The sequence below is a fragment of the Microbacterium sp. NPDC060132 genome (assembly GCF_042729675.1).
In the GTDB taxonomy this organism is placed as follows: Bacteria; Actinomycetota; Actinomycetes; order Actinomycetales; family Microbacteriaceae; genus Microbacterium; species Microbacterium sufflavum.
Genome location: NZ_JBHWXU010000001.1, coordinates 1,351,055 through 1,367,792 on the forward strand (window position 1 = coordinate 1,351,055; position 16,738 = coordinate 1,367,792).

At 69.2% G+C, this 16,738-nt stretch carries 19 protein-coding genes; 8 read left to right on the top strand and 11 right to left on the bottom strand.

The window, feature by feature from the left end:
* The 4 genes from ACFWCH_RS06705 to ACFWCH_RS06720 form a co-directional block, all read right to left on the bottom strand.
* Complete coding sequence (locus ACFWCH_RS06705; protein WP_378803186.1) at positions 1-1,275, bottom strand: ABC transporter substrate-binding protein; 1,275 nt, start codon at positions 1,273-1,275, stop codon at positions 1-3.
* A gap of 155 nt (positions 1,276-1,430) precedes the next feature.
* Positions 1,431-3,269, bottom strand: coding sequence for a class I mannose-6-phosphate isomerase (locus ACFWCH_RS06710; protein WP_378803187.1), 1,839 nt, complete (start codon positions 3,267-3,269; stop codon positions 1,431-1,433).
* Positions 3,266-4,234: an ROK family protein gene (locus tag ACFWCH_RS06715; protein ID WP_378803188.1), complete on the bottom strand. Its 969-nt coding sequence runs from the start codon at positions 4,232-4,234 to the stop codon at positions 3,266-3,268. Before ACFWCH_RS06715 ends, ACFWCH_RS06710 begins: the two co-directional genes overlap by 4 nt.
* Before the next feature lie 75 nt (positions 4,235-4,309).
* Positions 4,310-5,332, bottom strand: a complete 1,023-nt coding sequence (locus ACFWCH_RS06720; RefSeq protein ID WP_378803189.1) for a LacI family DNA-binding transcriptional regulator — start codon at positions 5,330-5,332, stop codon at positions 4,310-4,312.
* Positions 5,333-5,537: 205 nt separating this feature from the next.
* Between ACFWCH_RS06720 and ACFWCH_RS06725 the strand changes: the two genes are divergently transcribed.
* Positions 5,538-5,765 (top strand): hypothetical protein, encoded by a 228-nt coding sequence (locus tag ACFWCH_RS06725; RefSeq protein WP_136034486.1) that lies wholly within the window; start codon positions 5,538-5,540, stop codon positions 5,763-5,765.
* Positions 5,762-6,496, top strand: coding sequence for a 3-keto-5-aminohexanoate cleavage protein (locus tag ACFWCH_RS06730; RefSeq protein ID WP_378803190.1), 735 nt, complete (start codon positions 5,762-5,764; stop codon positions 6,494-6,496). Before ACFWCH_RS06725 ends, ACFWCH_RS06730 begins: the two co-directional genes overlap by 4 nt.
* A 19-nt stretch (positions 6,497-6,515) precedes the next feature.
* Here ACFWCH_RS06730 and ACFWCH_RS06735 read toward each other — a convergent pair whose 3' ends face one another.
* Complete coding sequence (locus tag ACFWCH_RS06735; RefSeq protein WP_136045473.1) at positions 6,516-6,890, bottom strand: VOC family protein; 375 nt, start codon at positions 6,888-6,890, stop codon at positions 6,516-6,518.
* 179 nt (positions 6,891-7,069) lie between these two features.
* Positions 7,070-7,801 (bottom strand): helix-turn-helix transcriptional regulator, encoded by a 732-nt coding sequence (locus ACFWCH_RS06740; protein ID WP_378803191.1) that lies wholly within the window; start codon positions 7,799-7,801, stop codon positions 7,070-7,072.
* A gap of 83 nt (positions 7,802-7,884) precedes the next feature.
* Here ACFWCH_RS06740 and ACFWCH_RS06745 point away from each other — a divergent pair, with 83 nt between their 5' ends.
* Positions 7,885-8,754 carry an NAD(P)H-binding protein gene (locus tag ACFWCH_RS06745; RefSeq protein ID WP_378803192.1) on the top strand — a complete coding sequence of 290 codons (870 nt, stop codon included), beginning with the start codon at positions 7,885-7,887 and terminating at the stop codon, positions 8,752-8,754.
* A 3-nt stretch (positions 8,755-8,757) separates the two neighbouring features.
* Here ACFWCH_RS06745 and ACFWCH_RS06750 read toward each other — a convergent pair whose 3' ends face one another.
* Positions 8,758-9,447, bottom strand: a complete 690-nt coding sequence (locus ACFWCH_RS06750; protein WP_168387256.1) for a nucleotidyltransferase domain-containing protein — start codon at positions 9,445-9,447, stop codon at positions 8,758-8,760.
* Positions 9,448-9,582: 135 nt separating this feature from the next.
* Positions 9,583-10,584 carry an SDR family NAD(P)-dependent oxidoreductase gene (locus ACFWCH_RS06755; RefSeq protein ID WP_378803193.1) on the bottom strand — a complete coding sequence of 334 codons (1,002 nt, stop codon included), beginning with the start codon at positions 10,582-10,584 and terminating at the stop codon, positions 9,583-9,585.
* A 75-nt stretch (positions 10,585-10,659) separates the two neighbouring features.
* On the opposite strand from ACFWCH_RS06755, the gene ACFWCH_RS06760 reads away from it, so the two are divergent.
* The 4 genes from ACFWCH_RS06760 to ACFWCH_RS06775 all read left to right on the top strand — a co-directional run bounded on the left by ACFWCH_RS06760 (position 10,660) and on the right by ACFWCH_RS06775 (position 13,277).
* Complete coding sequence (locus tag ACFWCH_RS06760) at positions 10,660-11,229, top strand: TetR/AcrR family transcriptional regulator (protein WP_378803194.1); 570 nt, start codon at positions 10,660-10,662, stop codon at positions 11,227-11,229.
* A gap of 334 nt (positions 11,230-11,563) precedes the next feature.
* On the top strand, positions 11,564-12,484 hold the full coding sequence (locus tag ACFWCH_RS06765) for a hypothetical protein (protein WP_378803195.1): 921 nt from the start codon (positions 11,564-11,566) through the stop codon (positions 12,482-12,484).
* Between the two features lie 13 nt (positions 12,485-12,497).
* Complete coding sequence (locus ACFWCH_RS06770) at positions 12,498-12,893, top strand: hypothetical protein (RefSeq protein WP_378803196.1); 396 nt, start codon at positions 12,498-12,500, stop codon at positions 12,891-12,893.
* A 129-nt stretch (positions 12,894-13,022) separates the two neighbouring features.
* Positions 13,023-13,277, top strand: a complete 255-nt coding sequence (locus ACFWCH_RS06775; RefSeq protein ID WP_206252016.1) for a helix-turn-helix transcriptional regulator — start codon at positions 13,023-13,025, stop codon at positions 13,275-13,277.
* A gap of 141 nt (positions 13,278-13,418) precedes the next feature.
* On the opposite strand, the gene ACFWCH_RS06780 is transcribed toward ACFWCH_RS06775, so the two are convergent.
* The 3 genes from ACFWCH_RS06780 to ACFWCH_RS06790 form a co-directional block, all read right to left on the bottom strand.
* Positions 13,419-13,631 (bottom strand): hypothetical protein, encoded by a 213-nt coding sequence (locus tag ACFWCH_RS06780; protein ID WP_378803197.1) that lies wholly within the window; start codon positions 13,629-13,631, stop codon positions 13,419-13,421.
* Positions 13,628-15,082 (bottom strand): APC family permease, encoded by a 1,455-nt coding sequence (locus tag ACFWCH_RS06785; RefSeq protein ID WP_378803198.1) that lies wholly within the window; start codon positions 15,080-15,082, stop codon positions 13,628-13,630. The genes ACFWCH_RS06780 and ACFWCH_RS06785 overlap by 4 nt, the downstream gene beginning before the upstream one ends.
* A gap of 214 nt (positions 15,083-15,296) precedes the next feature.
* A complete protein-coding gene (locus tag ACFWCH_RS06790) occupies positions 15,297-15,812 on the bottom strand; it encodes a DUF4188 domain-containing protein (RefSeq protein ID WP_378803199.1) in 516 nt (171 codons plus the stop codon).
* Positions 15,813-15,883: 71 nt separating this feature from the next.
* Here ACFWCH_RS06790 and ACFWCH_RS06795 point away from each other — a divergent pair, with 71 nt between their 5' ends.
* Positions 15,884-16,495 carry a MerR family transcriptional regulator gene (locus tag ACFWCH_RS06795; protein WP_378803200.1) on the top strand — a complete coding sequence of 204 codons (612 nt, stop codon included), beginning with the start codon at positions 15,884-15,886 and terminating at the stop codon, positions 16,493-16,495.
* Positions 16,496-16,738: the final 243 nt, after the last annotated feature.

Sequence of the window (16,738 nt, forward strand, 5' to 3'; positions counted from 1 at the left end):
TTACTCCTGCTCTGCCCAGTACTTGTCAGCCGTCGCCTGGATCTTCTCCAGGAACGGCATCGGGTCGCCCGGGTTGGCGTTGAAGGCGCCGAACTGCTCGATCGCGGTGGTCACGATCTCGGTGGGCATGGCCTCGAAGAACCGGTCGTAGAGGGAGTAGTCGTCGCCGGCGATCTGCTCGCCGAGCTCGGCCAGGGCGGGGTCGGCGACCTCGGCCTTCGGGTTGAACGCCACGTCGCCGTGGGCGTCGTTCCACGCGGTCTGCGCCTCGGGCGACATCCACCACTCGGCGTAGGCGAGTCCGAGGTCGCGCTGCTTCGAGTTCTCGGCCGTGCAGATCGGGCCGGACTCGACGGCCACCGGGGTGGTGTCGAGGTCGCCGTTCACCGCGGGGATCGCGAACATGCCGTAGTCGTCGGTGGTCATGCCGGCGCCTTCGAGGTTGCCGGCGAAGAACGTGCCGAAGTTGATCATGGCGTAGTCGCCCTGCTTGAGCCCGACCGCGGGATCGGTGGTGCTGCCCGCGTCGCTGAACCAACCGTTCTCCTGCTCCTCGAGCCACACGTTCATCACGTCGACGATCTCGGGGTCGGTGTACTTCACGTCGCCCGTGGTGAGCCCGGCGTACAGGTCGGGGTCGGTGGAGGCGACGAGGTGCTGGAACCACTGGAAGGTGAACAGCACGCTGGTCTGGTAGTACGGGGTGACCCCGGCGTCCTTCAGGGTCTCGGCGGCGGAGTTCAGCTCGTCCCACGTGGTGGGCACCTCGATGCCGTTGTCGGCGAAGGCGGCCTTGTTGTAGAACATGATCCAGTAGGCGATGTTCATGGGCACGCAGTACTGCTTGCCGTCGAACGTGTAGCTGTCGCGCAGGTCTTCGCTCACCCAGCCCTCGTCGACGGCCTTGCTCCAGATGTCGGTGGTCTCGGCGACCAGGCCCTCGTCGACCAGCTGCTTGAGCGAGTCGCCGGTGTGCCACGTGAACAGGCCGGGCGACTTGTCGGTGCGGAACGACTGCTTGATGAAGGCGTCGTACTGGTTGGCGTCGGAGTAGCCGGTGGTCTTGAGGGTGATGTCGACGGCGTCGCCGCTGACCTCGTTGAGCGACTCGAAGTCGGGCTTCCACGCCGCCTTGTCGGTGTAGAAGTTGAGCGTGCCGGTGACCTCTCCGCCCTCGGCGCCTCCGCCTCCGGAGTCGCCGGAGCAGCCGGCGAGAGCCAGGGTGCCGAGGAGGAGACCGGCCGCGGCGGCGGCGATCGTGCGTCGCGAAATCATTCAGAACTCCCTTGTTCGTATTGGTATCGTTACCAGAAATCTGGTCTCACGATACCGAGGTGATGACGGCGGTGCAAGGGATTCCCGGGTGGGATCCTCGCGGTGATGCCTCGTGCTGTGTGTCGGGTGTCGATGTTCGTGTCGGGTGTCGATGTTCAGTTGTCACCCGTGCGCGTGCCGCGCACGGAGGCCTTGACGGTCGCGAAGCGCGGGCTCCGCGAGTTCTCGGTGCGCTCGATCCGGTACGCGCCCACCGCGGCCGGCACGATGAACGTCTCGGCGTAGTGGATCACGAAGGGCTCGAACGCCGCGGTGGGGCTGACCACGCGCACCTCGTCGCCCTCCACCAGGTTGAGCACGTTGACCGTGCCGTCGGTGTCGTGATCGGCGCCCTGCGCGAACCAGTGCCGGCGCACCTCGATGAACTCCAGCTCGTGGAGTCCCGTGCGCTCCTCGGTGACCTCGTCATCGGTGTGCAGGGTCTCGACGCGGTCGACCAGGTTCTCCATCACCCAGGTGGTGTCGCGGCCCCACTGGATGTTGCGGGCGCCGTGGTCGAGGTGCACGGGGCGGGGGATGCCGTCGAGGCCCACGCGGCCCCAGTCCCACAGCTTGAACGTGAAGATGAACGGCGTCGCCGAGATCTCCAGCACCATCGAGTTCGACCCCGATGCGTGCACGGTGCCCGCGGGGATCAGGAAGTGGTCGTGCTTGCGGGCGGGGAACGAGTTGACGTACTTCTCGGCGGGGAACGGGTGCTCGCCGTACTGCGCGGTCGCCAGGTCCTGCAGCATCTCGGCGGGGTCGATGCCCTCCTTGGTGCCCAGGTACACGACCGCGTCGTCGCCGACGTCGAGCATGTAGTAGCTCTCGTCCTGCGTGTAGTGCATGCCGAACGTGTTCTGGATGTAGTCCGTCAGCGGATGCACCTGCAGGCTGAGGTTGCCGCCGTCCATCGTGTCGAGGAAGTCGAAGCGGATGGGGAACTCGGCCCCGAAGCGCGCGAACGTCTTGGCGCCGAGCAGATCGACCGGGCGGCTGAACACCAGGTCGAGCGCGGGCAGCTCGATCACGCCGCCGTCGCCCTCCAGCAGCAGCGAGTTCTCCTCGGGCACGCAGTCGAAGCACCACGCGTAGTTGTCCTTCGAGGGGTCGAGCCCGATGAGGTTTTTCATCCACTGCCCGCCCCAGACGCCGGGGTCGAAGAACGGCACGACGCGGAACGGGCGGTGCGCCGCATCCTTCAGGGCCTGCCGGAAGGCCGTGCCGGTGATCATGCCCGCGTCGGGGGAGTCGGGGTGCGGTTCGGCCGGGGCGATCGCGTTGCCGTCGAGCACGAAGTCGAGCGTGTCGAACAGCGTGCGCTTGTGGCGGTCGGCCACCCGCCACTCCACGAAGAACCCGCGCTTGTACTTGCGCAGGTTGTCCTCGCCGGGGTTGTCGGCGCGCCAGTTCGTGGCCCCCTGGCGCTGCCGCAGCTGGATCTCCCAGCGGGCCATGTCGACCAGCACGGTCGCGGAGGCTCCGGCGAGCCGCGTCTCGAGCAGCGCCGCGCCCCAGCCGACCACGACCGTCGGGGTTCCGGTGACCGCGGCCGCGAGGGCGTCGAGGCGCTCGGCGTCGTAGAAGTCGTCCAGGGTGAAGTGGCTCATGACGCCGAAGACCCGGTCGTCGGTGAGGTTCGGGGCGATCAGCCGCTCGACCTCGGCGACCGGACGCGCCGCGGTCTCCACGTCGGTGAGGGTCCAGGCGGGAAGGGCGGCCTCCACCTGGGCGGCGAGCGCGGGCACGTCGACGCCGGGGTAGGTGTCCACCAGCAGCACGGGCGCCGTGCCGGTCACGCGGGCGCGGGCCTCGGCGAGCTCGGCGGCGGCGGCCCACGCCTCGGCACCGCGCAGGATGCGCTCGCCCGGCGGCAGCGCCACGGTCGGCTGGGTGTCGTAGCGACCCCGGGTGGTGTGCCCTTCGTGCATGTCGCTGATCGGCGCGGTCACTGGTCCTCCTGCGGTGGTGCGGTGCGGGGTGCGGTCGTCGGCTCCGGGGTCCCCGATGGGGCCGGGCGCGACGAGGGGTTCGAGGGTGCGGGTGGGGCGGCGGTCCGGCTGGCCGTCGCGGCGTCGCGGGCGAGGACGCTGAGGCCGCGGGCGACCGAGAGCTCCGGCTCGGGCGGCACGACGAGGCGCGGGGGCGTGAGCGACGGCCACAGGTGTGCGCGCAGGTACTCGTCGACGGGCGTGCTGATCGCGGCACCCGCGCGGAGGATGCCCCCGGAGAGGATCACCACGGCCGGGTCGTAGGAGTGCACGAGGCTCGTGACGACCGCGCCCCAGACGTGCAGGAAGCGGTCGCGGAGCTCGGGGTGCGCGTCGGTCGTGAAGACCTCGGTCATGCTCACGCCCGCCGGCAGTGCGCGGGTGCTGGCGAGTGCTTCACCGCAGCCGATGTTGCCGCACGGGCAGGTGGGGCCGTCGAGGTCGACCGTGAGGTGTCCGCCGAGGATGCCCGCGTGACCCGTGCGGCCGCGGAGCGCGACCCCGTCGAGGAGCGCAGCCGTGCCGATGCCCGTGCCCAGTGTGACCAGCACGGCGTCGCGCTCGCCGAGGGCGCTGCCCGCGGAGGTCTCGCCGATCAGCGCCGCGCGGGCGTCGTTCTCCGCCACGGCGGGCAGCCCGAACTCCGCGCGGGCCCAGGTGCCGAGGTCGAAGTCGCGGAGGAAGTCGTACTTGGCGTTCGCGTGCCGCATGCGCCCGGTCGCGGGGTCGACCACGCCGGGGACGGCGATGCCCACGGCGTCGGCCTCGGCACCGAGTTCGCTCAGGAGACGGCGGGCGTCGAGGGCCGCGTCGGCGAGGTCGGCGGCGGTGCCGCGCACGGGGAGCCGGTTCGACGCGAGGACGCGGTCGCCGTCGATGACGGCCAGCTTGATCTCGGTTCCCCCGAAATCGATGCACAGCTCCATCCGGCCTCCTCGTCGATGATTGGTAACGTTATCAACGCGGGCGAGGAGTGTCAACCATTCGCGGCGAGGGGTGGTTCAGCGCACGCCGCGGAGCGACACCGGCAGCTCGACCTCGCGGGCGGGCGCCTCGCGATCGCCGCCGTCGAGACGGTCGAGCAGCAGGCGGGCGGCCGTGCGACCGAGCTCGCGCGGGTCGTGGTCGATCACGCTGATGGGCACGGGCGACAGCTCGGCGAGCTCGAAGTCGTCGAAGCTCAGCAGCTCGGGGAAGTCGGCCGGAGCACGAAGCCCCGTGGCGAGCTGTGTGCTGATCTCCTTGAGCGCGCCGATCGCGTTGCGGTTGTTGGCGCAGAAGATCGCCGTCGGCGGGTTCTTGGCCCGCAGCAGCGCGCGGGTGGCATCGCGCGCCTGCTCGACGGTCTGCTGGTTCGTGGCGACCAGGTGCGGGTCGACCCGGAGGCCGCGCGTCTCCATCGCCCGCACGAACCCGGCATGGCGGCGCTCGCCGGTGAAGATCGACAGGGCGTTGCCGAGATAACCGATGCGGGTGTGACCGCCGTCGATCAGGGCCGTCGTGCCGCGGAACGCGCCGTCTTCGTCGCCGAGCACCACGCTGTCGGCCGCGAGCCCGTCGATGCGGCGCGAGGCCAGCACCACCGGCACGCCCTGGTTCTGCGAGTGGGCGAGGTGCGTGGAGGTGGTGCTCGCGGGCACCACGATGAGTCCGTCGACGCGACGCCCGAGGAAGTCGCCGACGAGCTCGGCCTCGCGGGCGGCGTCCTCCGAGGTGTTGCCGAGCAGGATGCGGCGTCCGGTGAGGGCGGCCTCCTCCTCCACGCCGAGTGCGAAGGTGCTGTAGTACGGGTTGGCGATGTTGGTGATCGCGACGCCGATGAGTCCGCTGCTGTGACCCGGGCGGATGCTGCGGGCGTTCTCGTTGCGGTGATACCCGAGCTCGGCGACCGCGGCGAGCACCCGCTGCTGTACCTCGGGCTTCACGTTCACGCCGCCGGACAGCGTGCGTGACACCGTCATGGGGCTGACGCCCGCGCGCTGGGCGACCTCCTTCACGGTCGGCCGGTGCGCCCTCTCGCTCATTCCTGCCTCCGAGCCGTGGTGTCCGCGATCTGAAGGGAACGTTATCAGCGAAGCCGCGCGGCGGCGGTCAGGGTGCGCGAGGTCCGCCGTGGATCGAGGGGTTGTGCGCAGATGCGGCCGGCGCCGTGTGCGGAAACACGGTGTCAAGGCCCTCTTCGCTGTCGGTCGCCCCACGTAGAAAGGAGGGACGACGAAAGGCAGGGGCATGGCCGCAGGTGACATCGAGACCTTCTCGCGCAACGGGATCTGGTTCAACCGCATCCAGGGCGAGTCGCACACGCTCGGGAGCAGCTTCGAGTCGATGGACGAGGCGGTGAAGGTCGGTCGCGGGGCGGCGGTCGCGCGACAGGTGCAGCACTTCGTGCGCACCGAGGAAGGGCCGTCCGAGGATGTCGCTCCGAACGAGGCGCACCCGCGCGACCTGATGTGGTGAACGCGCCGATGCTGCTGCAGGTGTGCGCGAACGGCGCGCGCGAGGTGGCGTCGCATCCCTGGCTGAGCGCCGACGAGACGGTGGTCGCGCAAGACGCCGCGGCGGCGCTCGAGGCCGGTGCGGCGGAGGTGCACGTGCACCCGAAGGATGCGTCGGGCCGCGATTCGCTCGACTCGCGGGACGTGCAGCGGTGGCTCGGGGCCGTCCGCGCGGCATGCCCCGGTGTGCCCGTGGGCGTGACCACCGGTGCATGGGCGGAGCCCGACGTGTCGCGACGGCTCGCCGCGATCGAGTCGTGGACCGAGCTGCCCGACTACGCCTCGGTGAACTGGCACGAGGCGGGGGCCGATGAGGTGGCCGCCCTGCTGCGGCGTCGCGGGATCGGCGTGGAGGCGGGGATCTGGGACGCGGCGGGCCTGGAGGTGTGGCGGCACTCGCCGGTGCGCGGGGACTGTGTGCGGGTGCTCGTCGAGCTGCCCGACGAGGCGGCCGAGGTGGTGCGTGCGCATGCGGAGGGCCTGGTCGCGCACGTGGCCAAGGAGGAGCCCGACCTGCCGATCCTGCTGCACGGGGAGGAGCGGTCGGCCTGGGCCGCGCTCGACCTCGCCGTGGAGCTCGGCCTCGACACGCGGATCGGCCTGGAGGACGTGCTGCTGCTTCCCGACGGCACCGATGCCCCCGGCAACGCCGCCCTCGTCCGGGCGGCTCGCGCCCGCGGCGCCGGGGTGTGACCCCGCGCCCGGTGGCGGTTCAGGACTCCCAGCCGCGCCAGTCCGGGCGGTCGACGATGCAGAAGCGGTTGCCCTCGGGGTCTTCCATGATGATGTAGTCCGCGTCGTCGGGTCGGCCGTCCCAGTGCACCTCGCGCGCCCCGAGCTCGGCCAGTCGCCGGACCTCGGCGGCCTGGTCTTCGGCGTAGATGTCGAGATGGATGCGCGGCGGCAGCACCCGCTCGGAGTGGTGGGCGTCGAGCGCGATGCACGGCGTCTCGGCATCGCGCGGTTTCAGCACGAGCCAGTCGTCCTCGGCGGGGTCGCGCTCCACATAGTCGAGGGCGGCCTTCCAGAACGCGGCCTGGGCCGGGAGGTCGTTCACGCGGATCACGATCGACACGATCTTCAGCATGCCCGGGAGTGTACGGGCGGCTCGGGAGGGGGGACAGGGCCTTGCGGACCGATGCGGGGGCGCTCCGCGGACCCGGGCGGCGTGCGCGTCTGCGCGCGAGACTCCGCCTTCTCACCCCGCACCCGCACCCGTAGCCCGCACCCCGCACCCGCAGCCCGAGCACCGCGGCTCACCACATCTCACATCACTCCTGCGGATCCCGGCGCCGCCGCGTCCGTCCGCCCGAAGTCGCTCGTGAGCCACGCCTCCACCGACGCGAAGGGGAAGTCGCGCCGGGTGTGCGTGCCCGGAAGGATCCGCGCGTGCCGCATCCGGTCGAGGCGGAACAGCCGCCAGTCGTCGCGATCGAGGTCGAATGCCACGACGTACCACCGCGACGTCCGCCGCACGTGGCGGTGCGGCTCGATGGTCCGCGCGGAGGCAGTGCCGTGCTGGTCGGTGTAGTCGAAGGTGAGGCGCGAGCCCTGGGCGACCGCGTCGGCGAGGGTGCCGACGAGTGCCCAGTCCACGGCGGCCGTCTCCGGCTGGAGGATCTGCGCCGACAGGGCGGTGGCGGCGGCTCGGCGGCGCAGCGCGGGCGGCAGGGTCTGTTCGAGTTTGGCGCGGGCGACCGCGGGCGCGGGGTCGGCGGGGTCTCCGGTCTCGAGCACGAGCAGAGCCGTGATGATCGTGGTGACCTCGTCCGCGTCAAGCAGCAGCGGAGGGATGCGGGTGCCGGGGCGCAGGCGGTAGGCGGCGCCGGGTCCGGGTCGGGAGTGCACGAGGTAGCCGAGGTCGCGAAGGCGTTGCGCATCGCGGCGGACGGTCCGGGCACTCACCTCCAGGCGTGCGGCGAGCTCGGGCACGCTCCACTCGCCGCCGGTCTGCAGGAGGGACAGGAGACGGAGCGTGCGGTTCGACGGAGTGTCCACGCCTCCATGATCCCGCGAGATACGGCCAGGATCAGGCCGTATCTGGTTCTAACGTGGGCGGACATCGAACGAGAGGATCCCTCATGCGCATCGCTGTCACGACCCCGAACGGCCATGTCGGCCGGCACCTGACGCGGATGCTGGTGCGCGCCGGCGTCCGTCCGCTCCTGCTCACGCGCACCCCCGATCGCATCGCGGCGGAGCTGCGGCCGCACGTCGAGATCGCCCGCGCCGACTCGCAGAACGCGGAGGAGGTGAGCGCCGCGACCCGGGGCGTGGACGCCCTGTACTGGGTGGATCCGTCGGTGATGTCGGAGGATCCGCTCGCCGACTACGCGCGGGCGACGGACGCCCTGGTGGGCGCGGTCGCGCGGAACGGCATCGGGCGGGTGGTGTTCCAGAGCAGCGTCGGTGCCGAGAGGCGTCACGGCGCGGGCGAGATCGATGGGCTCGCCGCGACCGAGGTGGCGCTCGACGCTCTGGGCATCGCTGTGACCCATCTGCGCTGCGGCTACTTCTTCAGCAACCTGCTGCTCGACGCGGAGTCGCTGCGGGCCGGGCGGCTGTCGACGGTGCTGCCGCTCGATTCGACGATGCCGTGGGTGGCGCCGCGCGACATCGCCGAGGTCGCCGCGCTCACCCTGCTCAACCGCGAGTGGAGCGGGCGGCGGGTGCAGGCGGTGCACGGGCCGGAGGATCTGAGCTGGGCGCAGGTCGCCGGCATCCTCACGCACGAGCTCGGCCGCGAGGTCACGGTGGAGCGCATCGCCGACGACGACCTGCGTCAGGGCCTGAAGGCTGCGGGCATGCCGGAGGCGATGGCGGAGGCCGTGTTGGGCATGTCCACCGGGCTGCGCGACGACTTCACCCCGGAGCAACCGCGCTCGCTCGTGTCCACGACCCCCACGACCCTGCGGTCCTGGGTGCGGGACGAGCTCGTGGGCGTGGTGTAGCCGTCAGCGCACGAAGCCGTCCTGCACGCGGCCGCCGGCACGGGCGAGCTCCTCGTCCGCGCGTGCCGCGAACGCGGTGAGGTCGCCGTGGAGCAGGGGTGCGGCGAGGCGCTCCGCGCGGGCGGGGTCCAGGTCGCGGAGCCGCCGCGGGAGGTACTTGCCCGTTCCGATCCAGTGCCGTTCGGTGAGCAGCACGAGCTCCGCGACCCGGGAGAACAGCGTCCAGGCGATGACGTTCCGCTCCAGCTCGTCGGTGGCGTCGCGCAGATCGTCGAGCAGGTCGGTGATCATGTAGCGCCGCAGCGCGAGCTCATGCTCGTCCATGGTCGGGCCGTCTGCGAGTCGCGCGCCCCACTCCTCGCGGAGCGCGGTGAGGGCCTGGCCGCCGCGCACCTCTTCGCCTTCGACGAGCATGTGGACGATGACGGGCCGGTGCTGATCGATCCCGCCGCGCGCCCATTCCCGGTAGCCGTCGTGCGTGTACGCGAACACCTCGAAGATCTCTCCCTCGAAGCGGTAGGTCGCGGCCAGGCTCGTCCCGTCGTTCGGAAACAGCGCGTCGCCGATCACGAGGAGGTCGATGTCGCTGGAGGCCGTCCGGTCGCCGCGGGCCGTGCTGCCGCCGATCACCGCGATCTCCGCCGCCGGGAACTCCCGATCGATGAAGCGCTCACACAGGTCGAGGTACGTCATCCGGGCATCGTAACGACAGTGCACCTCGACCCGGGCGCAGGCCACGGCTCTCACCCGCCGCATCAGACCCTCGCCCGCACACGAGAACGCCCCCGCCGTTCGGGTCGGCGGGGGCGTCGGTCTCAGGGAGTCGCGTTACTGGACGGACCAGCCGCCGTCCGAGGCGAGGATGGCGCCGTTGATGTTCACGGCGTCGTCCGACAGCAGGAACGTGATCGACGCGGCCAGGTGCTCGGCGGTCGCGACGGTGGGGATGGCCTGCTGGAACGGGGCGAGGCGCCCGGAACCGTACTCCGACATGTGCGGGGGCATCGGGATGCCGGTGGCGACACCGCCGGGGGCGACGGAGTTCACGCGGATGCCCTTCGGCCCGTACATGAAGGCGGCCGACTTGGTGACGCCGATGATGCCGTGCTTGCTCGCCGTGTAGGCGTTGCCCGAGGCGTTGCCGCGCAGTCCGGCTTCGCTCGAGACGTTGAGGATCGCACCGCGTCCGGCCTTCTCCATCACGGGGATGACCGCGCGCATGAGCTTGAACGGGGCGGTGAGGTTGATCGCGATGACGCGGTCCCAGACGGCGTCGGGGGTCTCGCCCGCGGGGGAGAAGTCGTCGTTGATGCCGGCGACGTTGGCGAGGCCGTCGATGCGGTCGCCCGCGGCGGCGAGGACGGCGTCGATGGCCTCCTGCTTCGTGAGGTCGCCCGCGACCGTGACGATGTCGGCCTCCGGGAGCTCGGCCGTGAGGGCGTCGAGCTTCTCGGCGGCGATGTCGCTCGCGATCACACGGCCGCCCTCGCGGGCGATGCGGGAGGCGGTGGCCTTGCCGATGCCGGAGGCGGCGCCCGTGACGATCACGGTCTTGCCGGCGAAGCGGCCCGCGGTGACCTTCTCGGTCCACCCCTCGGAGGCGTCGTCTTCGGGGATCTCGCCGTTGTTGGCGGCGCGCACCAGGTCGTCGACGACCGACTGCGGGAGCTGGCCCTGGCTCATGGCGACGAGCTGCTGCAGGGGCAGGCCGAGCACGGGGGTGAGGAGCTCGGGGTCGGCGCCCGTCTGCTCGAAGAGTCCCCGGATGAGCGGGCCGCCGGTCGGGTCGTTCATCCAGTCGCCGATGGTGGAGTGTGCGGTGAGGGCCATGCTCTTTCTCCTTGCTCGGGTTTCGCAACGGTGCGTCTACTTATGTTCCAGTGTACGCCTCTGTACGCTCGATGGGTGCCCCGTCCTCGCAGCGAGAAAGCCCGCCAGTCCGTGCTGGACGCGATGCGTCGCGCTCTCGCCGAGGACGGCTACGAGGCCGTGACGATCGAGGGTCTGGCGGAGGCGGCCGGGGTGTCGAAGCAGACCATCTACCGGTGGTGGAAGACGAAGGCCGCGATCCTCGGCGAGGCGCTGCTCGAGGGCACCCTGCCAGGCGCGGACGTGACGGTACCGATGACCGACGACCTCGACGCGGATCTGCGGGCCTGGTTCACGGCGGTGTCCGCGGGGCTCGCCCGGCCGCAGGGGGTGGCGCTCGCGCGGGCGCTGATCGAGGTGACCGCGGCCGATCCGGAGCTCGGGCTGGTGTTGAACGAGAAGCTCGCGGCGCCGATCCGCGAGTGGGTGTCGGAGCGGATGTCGCGTGGTCGTGCGGCCGGTGACGTGCGGGCAGACGTGGACGCCGCCGCGATCGCGGATCAGTTCATCGCGATGGCCTCGTACGCCGCACTGATCGGTCAGCCCCTGAGCGCCGAGCGCGTGGAGGAGACGGTCGTGCTCCTGCTCCAGGGGATCGCGGAGTAGGGGATCTTCGGCTGTTCGCTGGGGAGCAACCGTCGAGGGGATGCCTCAGCTTTCGCCCATTGAAAGGGGCGAGTGGCGGGTTGATCTGAGAGGGTCCTTTTCAGTCGAGCGCTGAGACCCTCGCCTAATGGGCACAGGCATCGGCGCAGCCCAGATCGGGGCACAGGGCTGCGGGACAAGAGCGCGCGGCGGGCCGCTTTATGGCTCCGACATCGAATTCCAGAATATAGCGGTGAAAGTAAGTGCGCGTTCTGGATTCCGAGGGGTGAACTGTGCCACCTTCACGGTGATGTGACACGGCGGGTCGTACCGAGTACTAACGAGGAGTTCCGCAATGAAGACACTGCTGCACCACGCCAGTAAGCGAGACACGGTTCTTAGTGGGCTCGTGGTCGTCGTACTCCTGCTTGCACCGATGAGCCCCGCCCGCGCTGACGTGGACTCACCGAGCCCGCTGGACGCACTGGAGTCGGCGAACCCGGCTTCCGTAGTAAGCGCGGTCGAGGAGCCGATGACGAGTGAGGGGCTGGATGCGACCATCGGCACCGTGTCTCTGTCGGTCCCCGCTGATGCTGCCGCCGGAATATCAGTAGGCGTGGGCAGCGGCGAGATCGGAATCGGTTTGCCGTTCGCGAGCAACGCGAGCGATGGCTTCTCTGAGGCCTCGGGAACAGTCACATTTGACAACCAGAACGGGACGAAAACTGTGGCCGTGGTTCAAGCGTCCGGAAGGCTGCAAGTCGCGAGTGTGTTGAGTGGGCCTTCCTCGCCAACCTCGTATGAGTATCCGATCGATCTCCCGAGTGGTGCTTCGCTTCAAGCCTCCGACGGAGGCATCAATGTGGTGGATAACGCAACCGGAGAAGTCCTCGGCGTCTTCGCTGCACCCTGGGCAGAAGACGCCGAGGGACGATCAGTTCCGACGCGGTATGAGGTTCGAGACTCGAGCATCATTCAAGTCGTCGAACACCGCAGCGCGGCGTACAGCTACCCGGTTATCGCTGATCCGACATACACAACGTCCGTGATCTACCTCAGTCGTGCCCAGGTCATCAACATGTACAAGGGGCTCAAGAACATCAACAATATTTGTGGTCTTTTTCCGATCCCCTATCCAGCGGGCATCGCCTGTGCTGGCCTTGCGCCAGCAGCGGAGGTCGAGAAGGCGTACTGGCAGAAACTGCGGATCAAGGTAACATACTACAATTGCGGATTTAATTACTGCAGTTACACGACTTTCAAAGCAGTCAGGTAACACGGGGGTAGATATGCGCATCAAGGAACCGTCGATGCAAGTTGGGTACGTGCTCGTGCTCGTGATCGTGATCCCACTTATTTTGATCCCGTTGAGTGTAGTGAGCTTCGACATGGGCTTCGTCTGGGCCGTCGTAGCGTTGATTGCCGCTGTCGTGGTGTCCGCTCGCACCTTTCGCGGACGAGCGGAATCTGATGACGCCCGGCCGTGGTGGAAGATGACTAACGCGAAAAACAGCAGCATCGTCCTCAGCTTGCTGTTCCTCGCGCAGGGAGCATACGCATCGTTCGCTGCATTCCAGTCGCCGAATCCGCCACTCGTACTGGTGGGCGGTGTGGCGCTGACGGTCGTTGCAGTCTTGTATCTGAACTCGGCGGTGAGAACCCGAGCAGCTTCGCGCCCGAAATAGCAGTCTTGACGCATGCCCCTAGATCTCGTCAGTCGCGTCACGTGCAACGGCTCTCGCGCGCTTAGGCCGACCGATGGTTCGATAGCGCGGGGATTGGAATCGGAGGCAGCTGAGGTGTCAGCGCGTCTGATGGCGATAGTCGCAAAGCGTCTGCGGGACTATCGAACCGCTGAAGGCCTCACCCAGGAGGAGGCAGCAGAGCTGGTCGGATGCTCGATCCCCACATACCGCCGTCTGGAGCAGGGCCTATCCAAAGCCGGCGTCGCGCCTGACCCCAAACTGAGCACTCTCATGCGCGCACTGACCGTTGTCCATCTTGATGAGCGCGTGCTGGGAGCTTTGGAGGATATTGCTCGTCCCGACGTCGACGGTTCCCCGGAGTGATTGACCGACGTGCCAGAGTGCCGAGCCGGCAACTCCCCGACGGTGTCCTCTGAAGCGCCCTCGTGTTGATAGGTGTTCTCGCAGGCCCGAAGTCGAATGAGGCGCTGGCGCGGGTGGGGCGGAGCGGATCGTCGGTCGAGGTCAGGAGTCGTCAGAGCCTGGTCCCCGTTGAATGGAGCTCACCACCACAGTCACCGCGACTCCGAGAAGTATCAGAGCAGCGAGCCAGAGGACCCACGCGACGTCGTGGAACGGCGGGAGGGTCGCGACCGTCGGAAGCGCCGTGCCGAGCAGCACCAGCGCGACGACCGTTCCCCGCTCCCGGGCGGTTCCGCGGGTCGGGCTCCCGCTCACGACTTCTTCTCCGCGCGGTGCCGGGGGCTGTCGGGGTTCATGAGGGAGTGGCGGCGGCCGTAGAGGAAGTAGATGATCAGGCCGATCACGAGCCAGACGGCGAAGCGCAGCCAGGTCTCCCAGTGCAGCTGGGAGATGAGGAACAGGGAGAAGCCGACGCCGATGATCGGGACCACCGGCATGAAGGGCAGGCGGAAGGTGCGTGGGGCGTCGGGCTTCGTGTAGCGGAACACGATCACAGCGACGCACACCACGACGAACGCGGCGAGGATGCCGATGTTCGTCAGGTCCGCAACTGCGCGGATCGGGAAGACGCCGGCGAAGAAGGCGGAGGCGATGCCGGCGATCCAGGTGACGCGCTGCGGCACGCCCCGGCGGTCGACCTTGCTGAACCAGCCGGGGAGGAGCCCGTCGCGGCTCATCGAGAACCAGACGCGGGTCGCGCCGAGGAGGAAGGTGAGCATGACGGTGAGGATCGACAGCACCGCGAACACGGAGATGATGGCGGCCACGACGGGCAGGCCCACTCCCGTGAACGCGGAGGCGAAGCCGGCCTTGGGGTCGATCTCGGTGTAGTTCTGCATGCCGGTGAGTACGAGGGTCGCGGCGACGTACAGCAGCATCGCGATGATGAGCGACAGGATGATGGCCTTCGGCATGTGCTTGCGGCCGTCCTTGGCCTCTTCGGCGGCGGTGCTCATGGCGTCGTAGCCGAACACGGCGAAGAACACGGTGGCGGCGCCGGTGAAGACGGGGCCGAAGCCGCTGGGCATGAAGGGGTCGTAGTTCTCGGTGTTGATGTAGAAGACGCCGAGGCCGACGATGCCGAGGATCAGCGCGATCTTGATGGCGACGGCGACGAGCTCGAAGCGTCCGAACGTCTGGGTACCGCGGCTGAGGAGGAACGTCACGAGCAGGCAGATGACGATCGCGGGCACGTTGACGGCGCCCCCCGGCACATCGGCGGTCTCGGTGATGGAGAGCGGCAGGTGTATGCCGAAGCCGGAGAGGAACGCGTCGAGGTAGCCGGAGATGCCGATGGCGACCACCGCGACGATGGCCACGTATTCGAGCAGGAGGTCCCAGCCGATGAACCAGCCGACGACCTCACCGAGCGCGACGTAGCCGTAGCTGTAGGCGGAGCCGGCGCGGGGGATCATGCCGGCGAACTCGGCGTAGGAGAGGGCGGCGGCTGCGGAGGCGAGCCCGGCGATGAGGAACGAGATGAGCACGGCCGGTCCCACACCCGGGTTGGCGGCGTCGCCGTGTGCGACGAGTCCGGCGAGCGAGAAGATCCCGACGCCGATGATGCCGCCGACGCCGATCGCCGTGAGCTGCCACAGGCCGAGGGATTTGTGCAGGCCGCTGCGTGCGGCCTCCTCCGTCATGTCGCTGACCGGCTTGCGCCGCCAGACCGAGTGGGACGGGGTCTTCGAGGTGTCGGGCATCATCGCCTTCCGGTCGGGCTCGCACAGGGTGGTGCGCGAGGTCCTATGCCGCACGCGGGTGCACGCGCGGGGTCGTCCGCGGCCGGGGGCGGCGCCGGGTGGAGCACCTGTCTGCCGAGGGGACCAGTGGCACGCTACCCCGAACGACGGTGGCCCGGCGATATGCAGGGACGGATGTGGTCAGAAGTCACCATCGGCGACCTGGAAGCAGACGAGGTCACGGGGCATGTGGTGAGGCTAGCGGCTTCGTCGCCTCCGTCCGTCCGTCGGTGAAGCGCGCCTGGGCGCGGTCGTGGCGGCGGGGCACTTCGACGTGCTGGGTGGCGGCGGCGAGTCCCATGCGCTTGGTGGAGACGTAGACGCTCTCGGCGGTGTCGACCAGGAACGTCTCGTGCCACACCCCGACGGCGCCGGGAGCCTTGCGGGCGGCACGGTTGAAGGCGGTCCAGGCGGGGCGGTGCTCCTGGTTCGGGTTCGAGGCGTAGGCGTAGAGCTTCTCGACCGACGACCAGAACTGCACGACGTAGGGGCCGCCCGAGCCGAGGAGCAGCTGGTAGCCGAGCAGCCCGGAGTCGGGGTCGGTGCTGAGCTCGCGGAGCATCCGGGGCATCGCGACGAACGCGGGCAGCCACAGGTCGGGCCGCCACCAGCGGTTGATCTGCATGCCGATGTGGAACACGACGAGCTCGCCGTCGTGGTGGTGGGTCATGCGGCCCGTGACGACCTGGGACATGGTGTCTCCTTCGATTGGATAGCGTCACTATCCATACTGGATAGCGTTACTATCGATGTCAAGAGGTGGCCATGAGGATTTCCGAACTGTCGGCGCAGACCGGCGTGACCGTGCCGACGATCAAGTACTACCTGCGCGAGGGGCTGCTCCCCGAGGGCGAGCGGACGTCGCCGACCCAGGCCGCGTACGGCGAGAAGCACGTCGAACGGCTGCGGGTGATCCGGGCGCTGCTCGACGCCGGCGTGAGCATCGCCGAGACGCGCCGGGTGCTCGGCGCGCTCGACGACCCGCCCGCGAATCCGCACGCGCTACTGGGGACCGCACACGCCGCGATCACCCCGCCGGTGGAGGAGTCCGTGGATCTGGCGGAGGCTGAAGCCCTGGTCGAGGGGCTCGGGTGGAAACCGGGGATGTGCGACGAGGCAGTGCTGCACGCGGTCGCCCGGGCGTTGGACGGCTTGGAGCGCGCGGGCTTCGTCGTGCCGAAGGCCGTGATGCGCGAGTACCTGCGGTCGGCGCGACGCATCGCGGATGCCGAGATCGCGGGGGTGCCGGGGGAGTCCGCTGAGGCGGCAGTGTGGTACGTGGTGCTCGGGTCGGTGCTGGTGGAGCCGCTGCTGCTGGCGTTGAGACGCGTGGCGCAGCAGGTGAGCTCGGGGGAGCGGTTCGGGGCGGCGCCCTGAAGGCGCTCTCGGTTCTTACAACGCGTGGCATGACCAGCGCTTGCGAGATTCAGACCGTAGACACACTTTCAAGTCGATGAGATCTCGTGCGGCCAGCGACGGAGGCGGCTTGCGTTGCCGCTGAGCGGGAAGCCTTCGTCAACGGCGATTGTCCGGCAATAGTTGGAGATTGCTCGTCTACCGGGGTGTGACGCCGGTCGACACGGTGTTCACGTGGGCTACTTCGCGAAGATCCTGAAAACG

Coding starts and splice junctions, on each gene's coding strand:
- ACFWCH_RS06765 (WP_378803195.1), top strand. CDS start 11,564: ATGAAGACACTGCTGCACCACGCCAGTAAGCGAGACACGGTTCTTAGT.
- ACFWCH_RS06735 (WP_136045473.1), bottom strand. CDS start 6,890: ATGCTGAAGATCGTGTCGATCGTGATCCGCGTGAACGACCTCCCGGCC.
- ACFWCH_RS06745 (WP_378803192.1), top strand. CDS start 7,885: ATGCGCATCGCTGTCACGACCCCGAACGGCCATGTCGGCCGGCACCTG.
- ACFWCH_RS06705 (WP_378803186.1), bottom strand. CDS start 1,275: ATGATTTCGCGACGCACGATCGCCGCCGCCGCGGCCGGTCTCCTCCTC.
- ACFWCH_RS06790 (WP_378803199.1), bottom strand. CDS start 15,812: ATGTCCCAGGTCGTCACGGGCCGCATGACCCACCACCACGACGGCGAG.
- ACFWCH_RS06755 (WP_378803193.1), bottom strand. CDS start 10,584: ATGGCCCTCACCGCACACTCCACCATCGGCGACTGGATGAACGACCCG.
- ACFWCH_RS06725 (WP_136034486.1), top strand. CDS start 5,538: ATGGCCGCAGGTGACATCGAGACCTTCTCGCGCAACGGGATCTGGTTC.
- ACFWCH_RS06770 (WP_378803196.1), top strand. CDS start 12,498: ATGCGCATCAAGGAACCGTCGATGCAAGTTGGGTACGTGCTCGTGCTC.
- ACFWCH_RS06795 (WP_378803200.1), top strand. CDS start 15,884: ATGAGGATTTCCGAACTGTCGGCGCAGACCGGCGTGACCGTGCCGACG.
- ACFWCH_RS06775 (WP_206252016.1), top strand. CDS start 13,023: ATGGCGATAGTCGCAAAGCGTCTGCGGGACTATCGAACCGCTGAAGGC.
- ACFWCH_RS06750 (WP_168387256.1), bottom strand. CDS start 9,447: ATGACGTACCTCGACCTGTGTGAGCGCTTCATCGATCGGGAGTTCCCG.
- ACFWCH_RS06720 (WP_378803189.1), bottom strand. CDS start 5,332: ATGAGCGAGAGGGCGCACCGGCCGACCGTGAAGGAGGTCGCCCAGCGC.
- ACFWCH_RS06715 (WP_378803188.1), bottom strand. CDS start 4,234: ATGGAGCTGTGCATCGATTTCGGGGGAACCGAGATCAAGCTGGCCGTC.
- ACFWCH_RS06785 (WP_378803198.1), bottom strand. CDS start 15,082: ATGATGCCCGACACCTCGAAGACCCCGTCCCACTCGGTCTGGCGGCGC.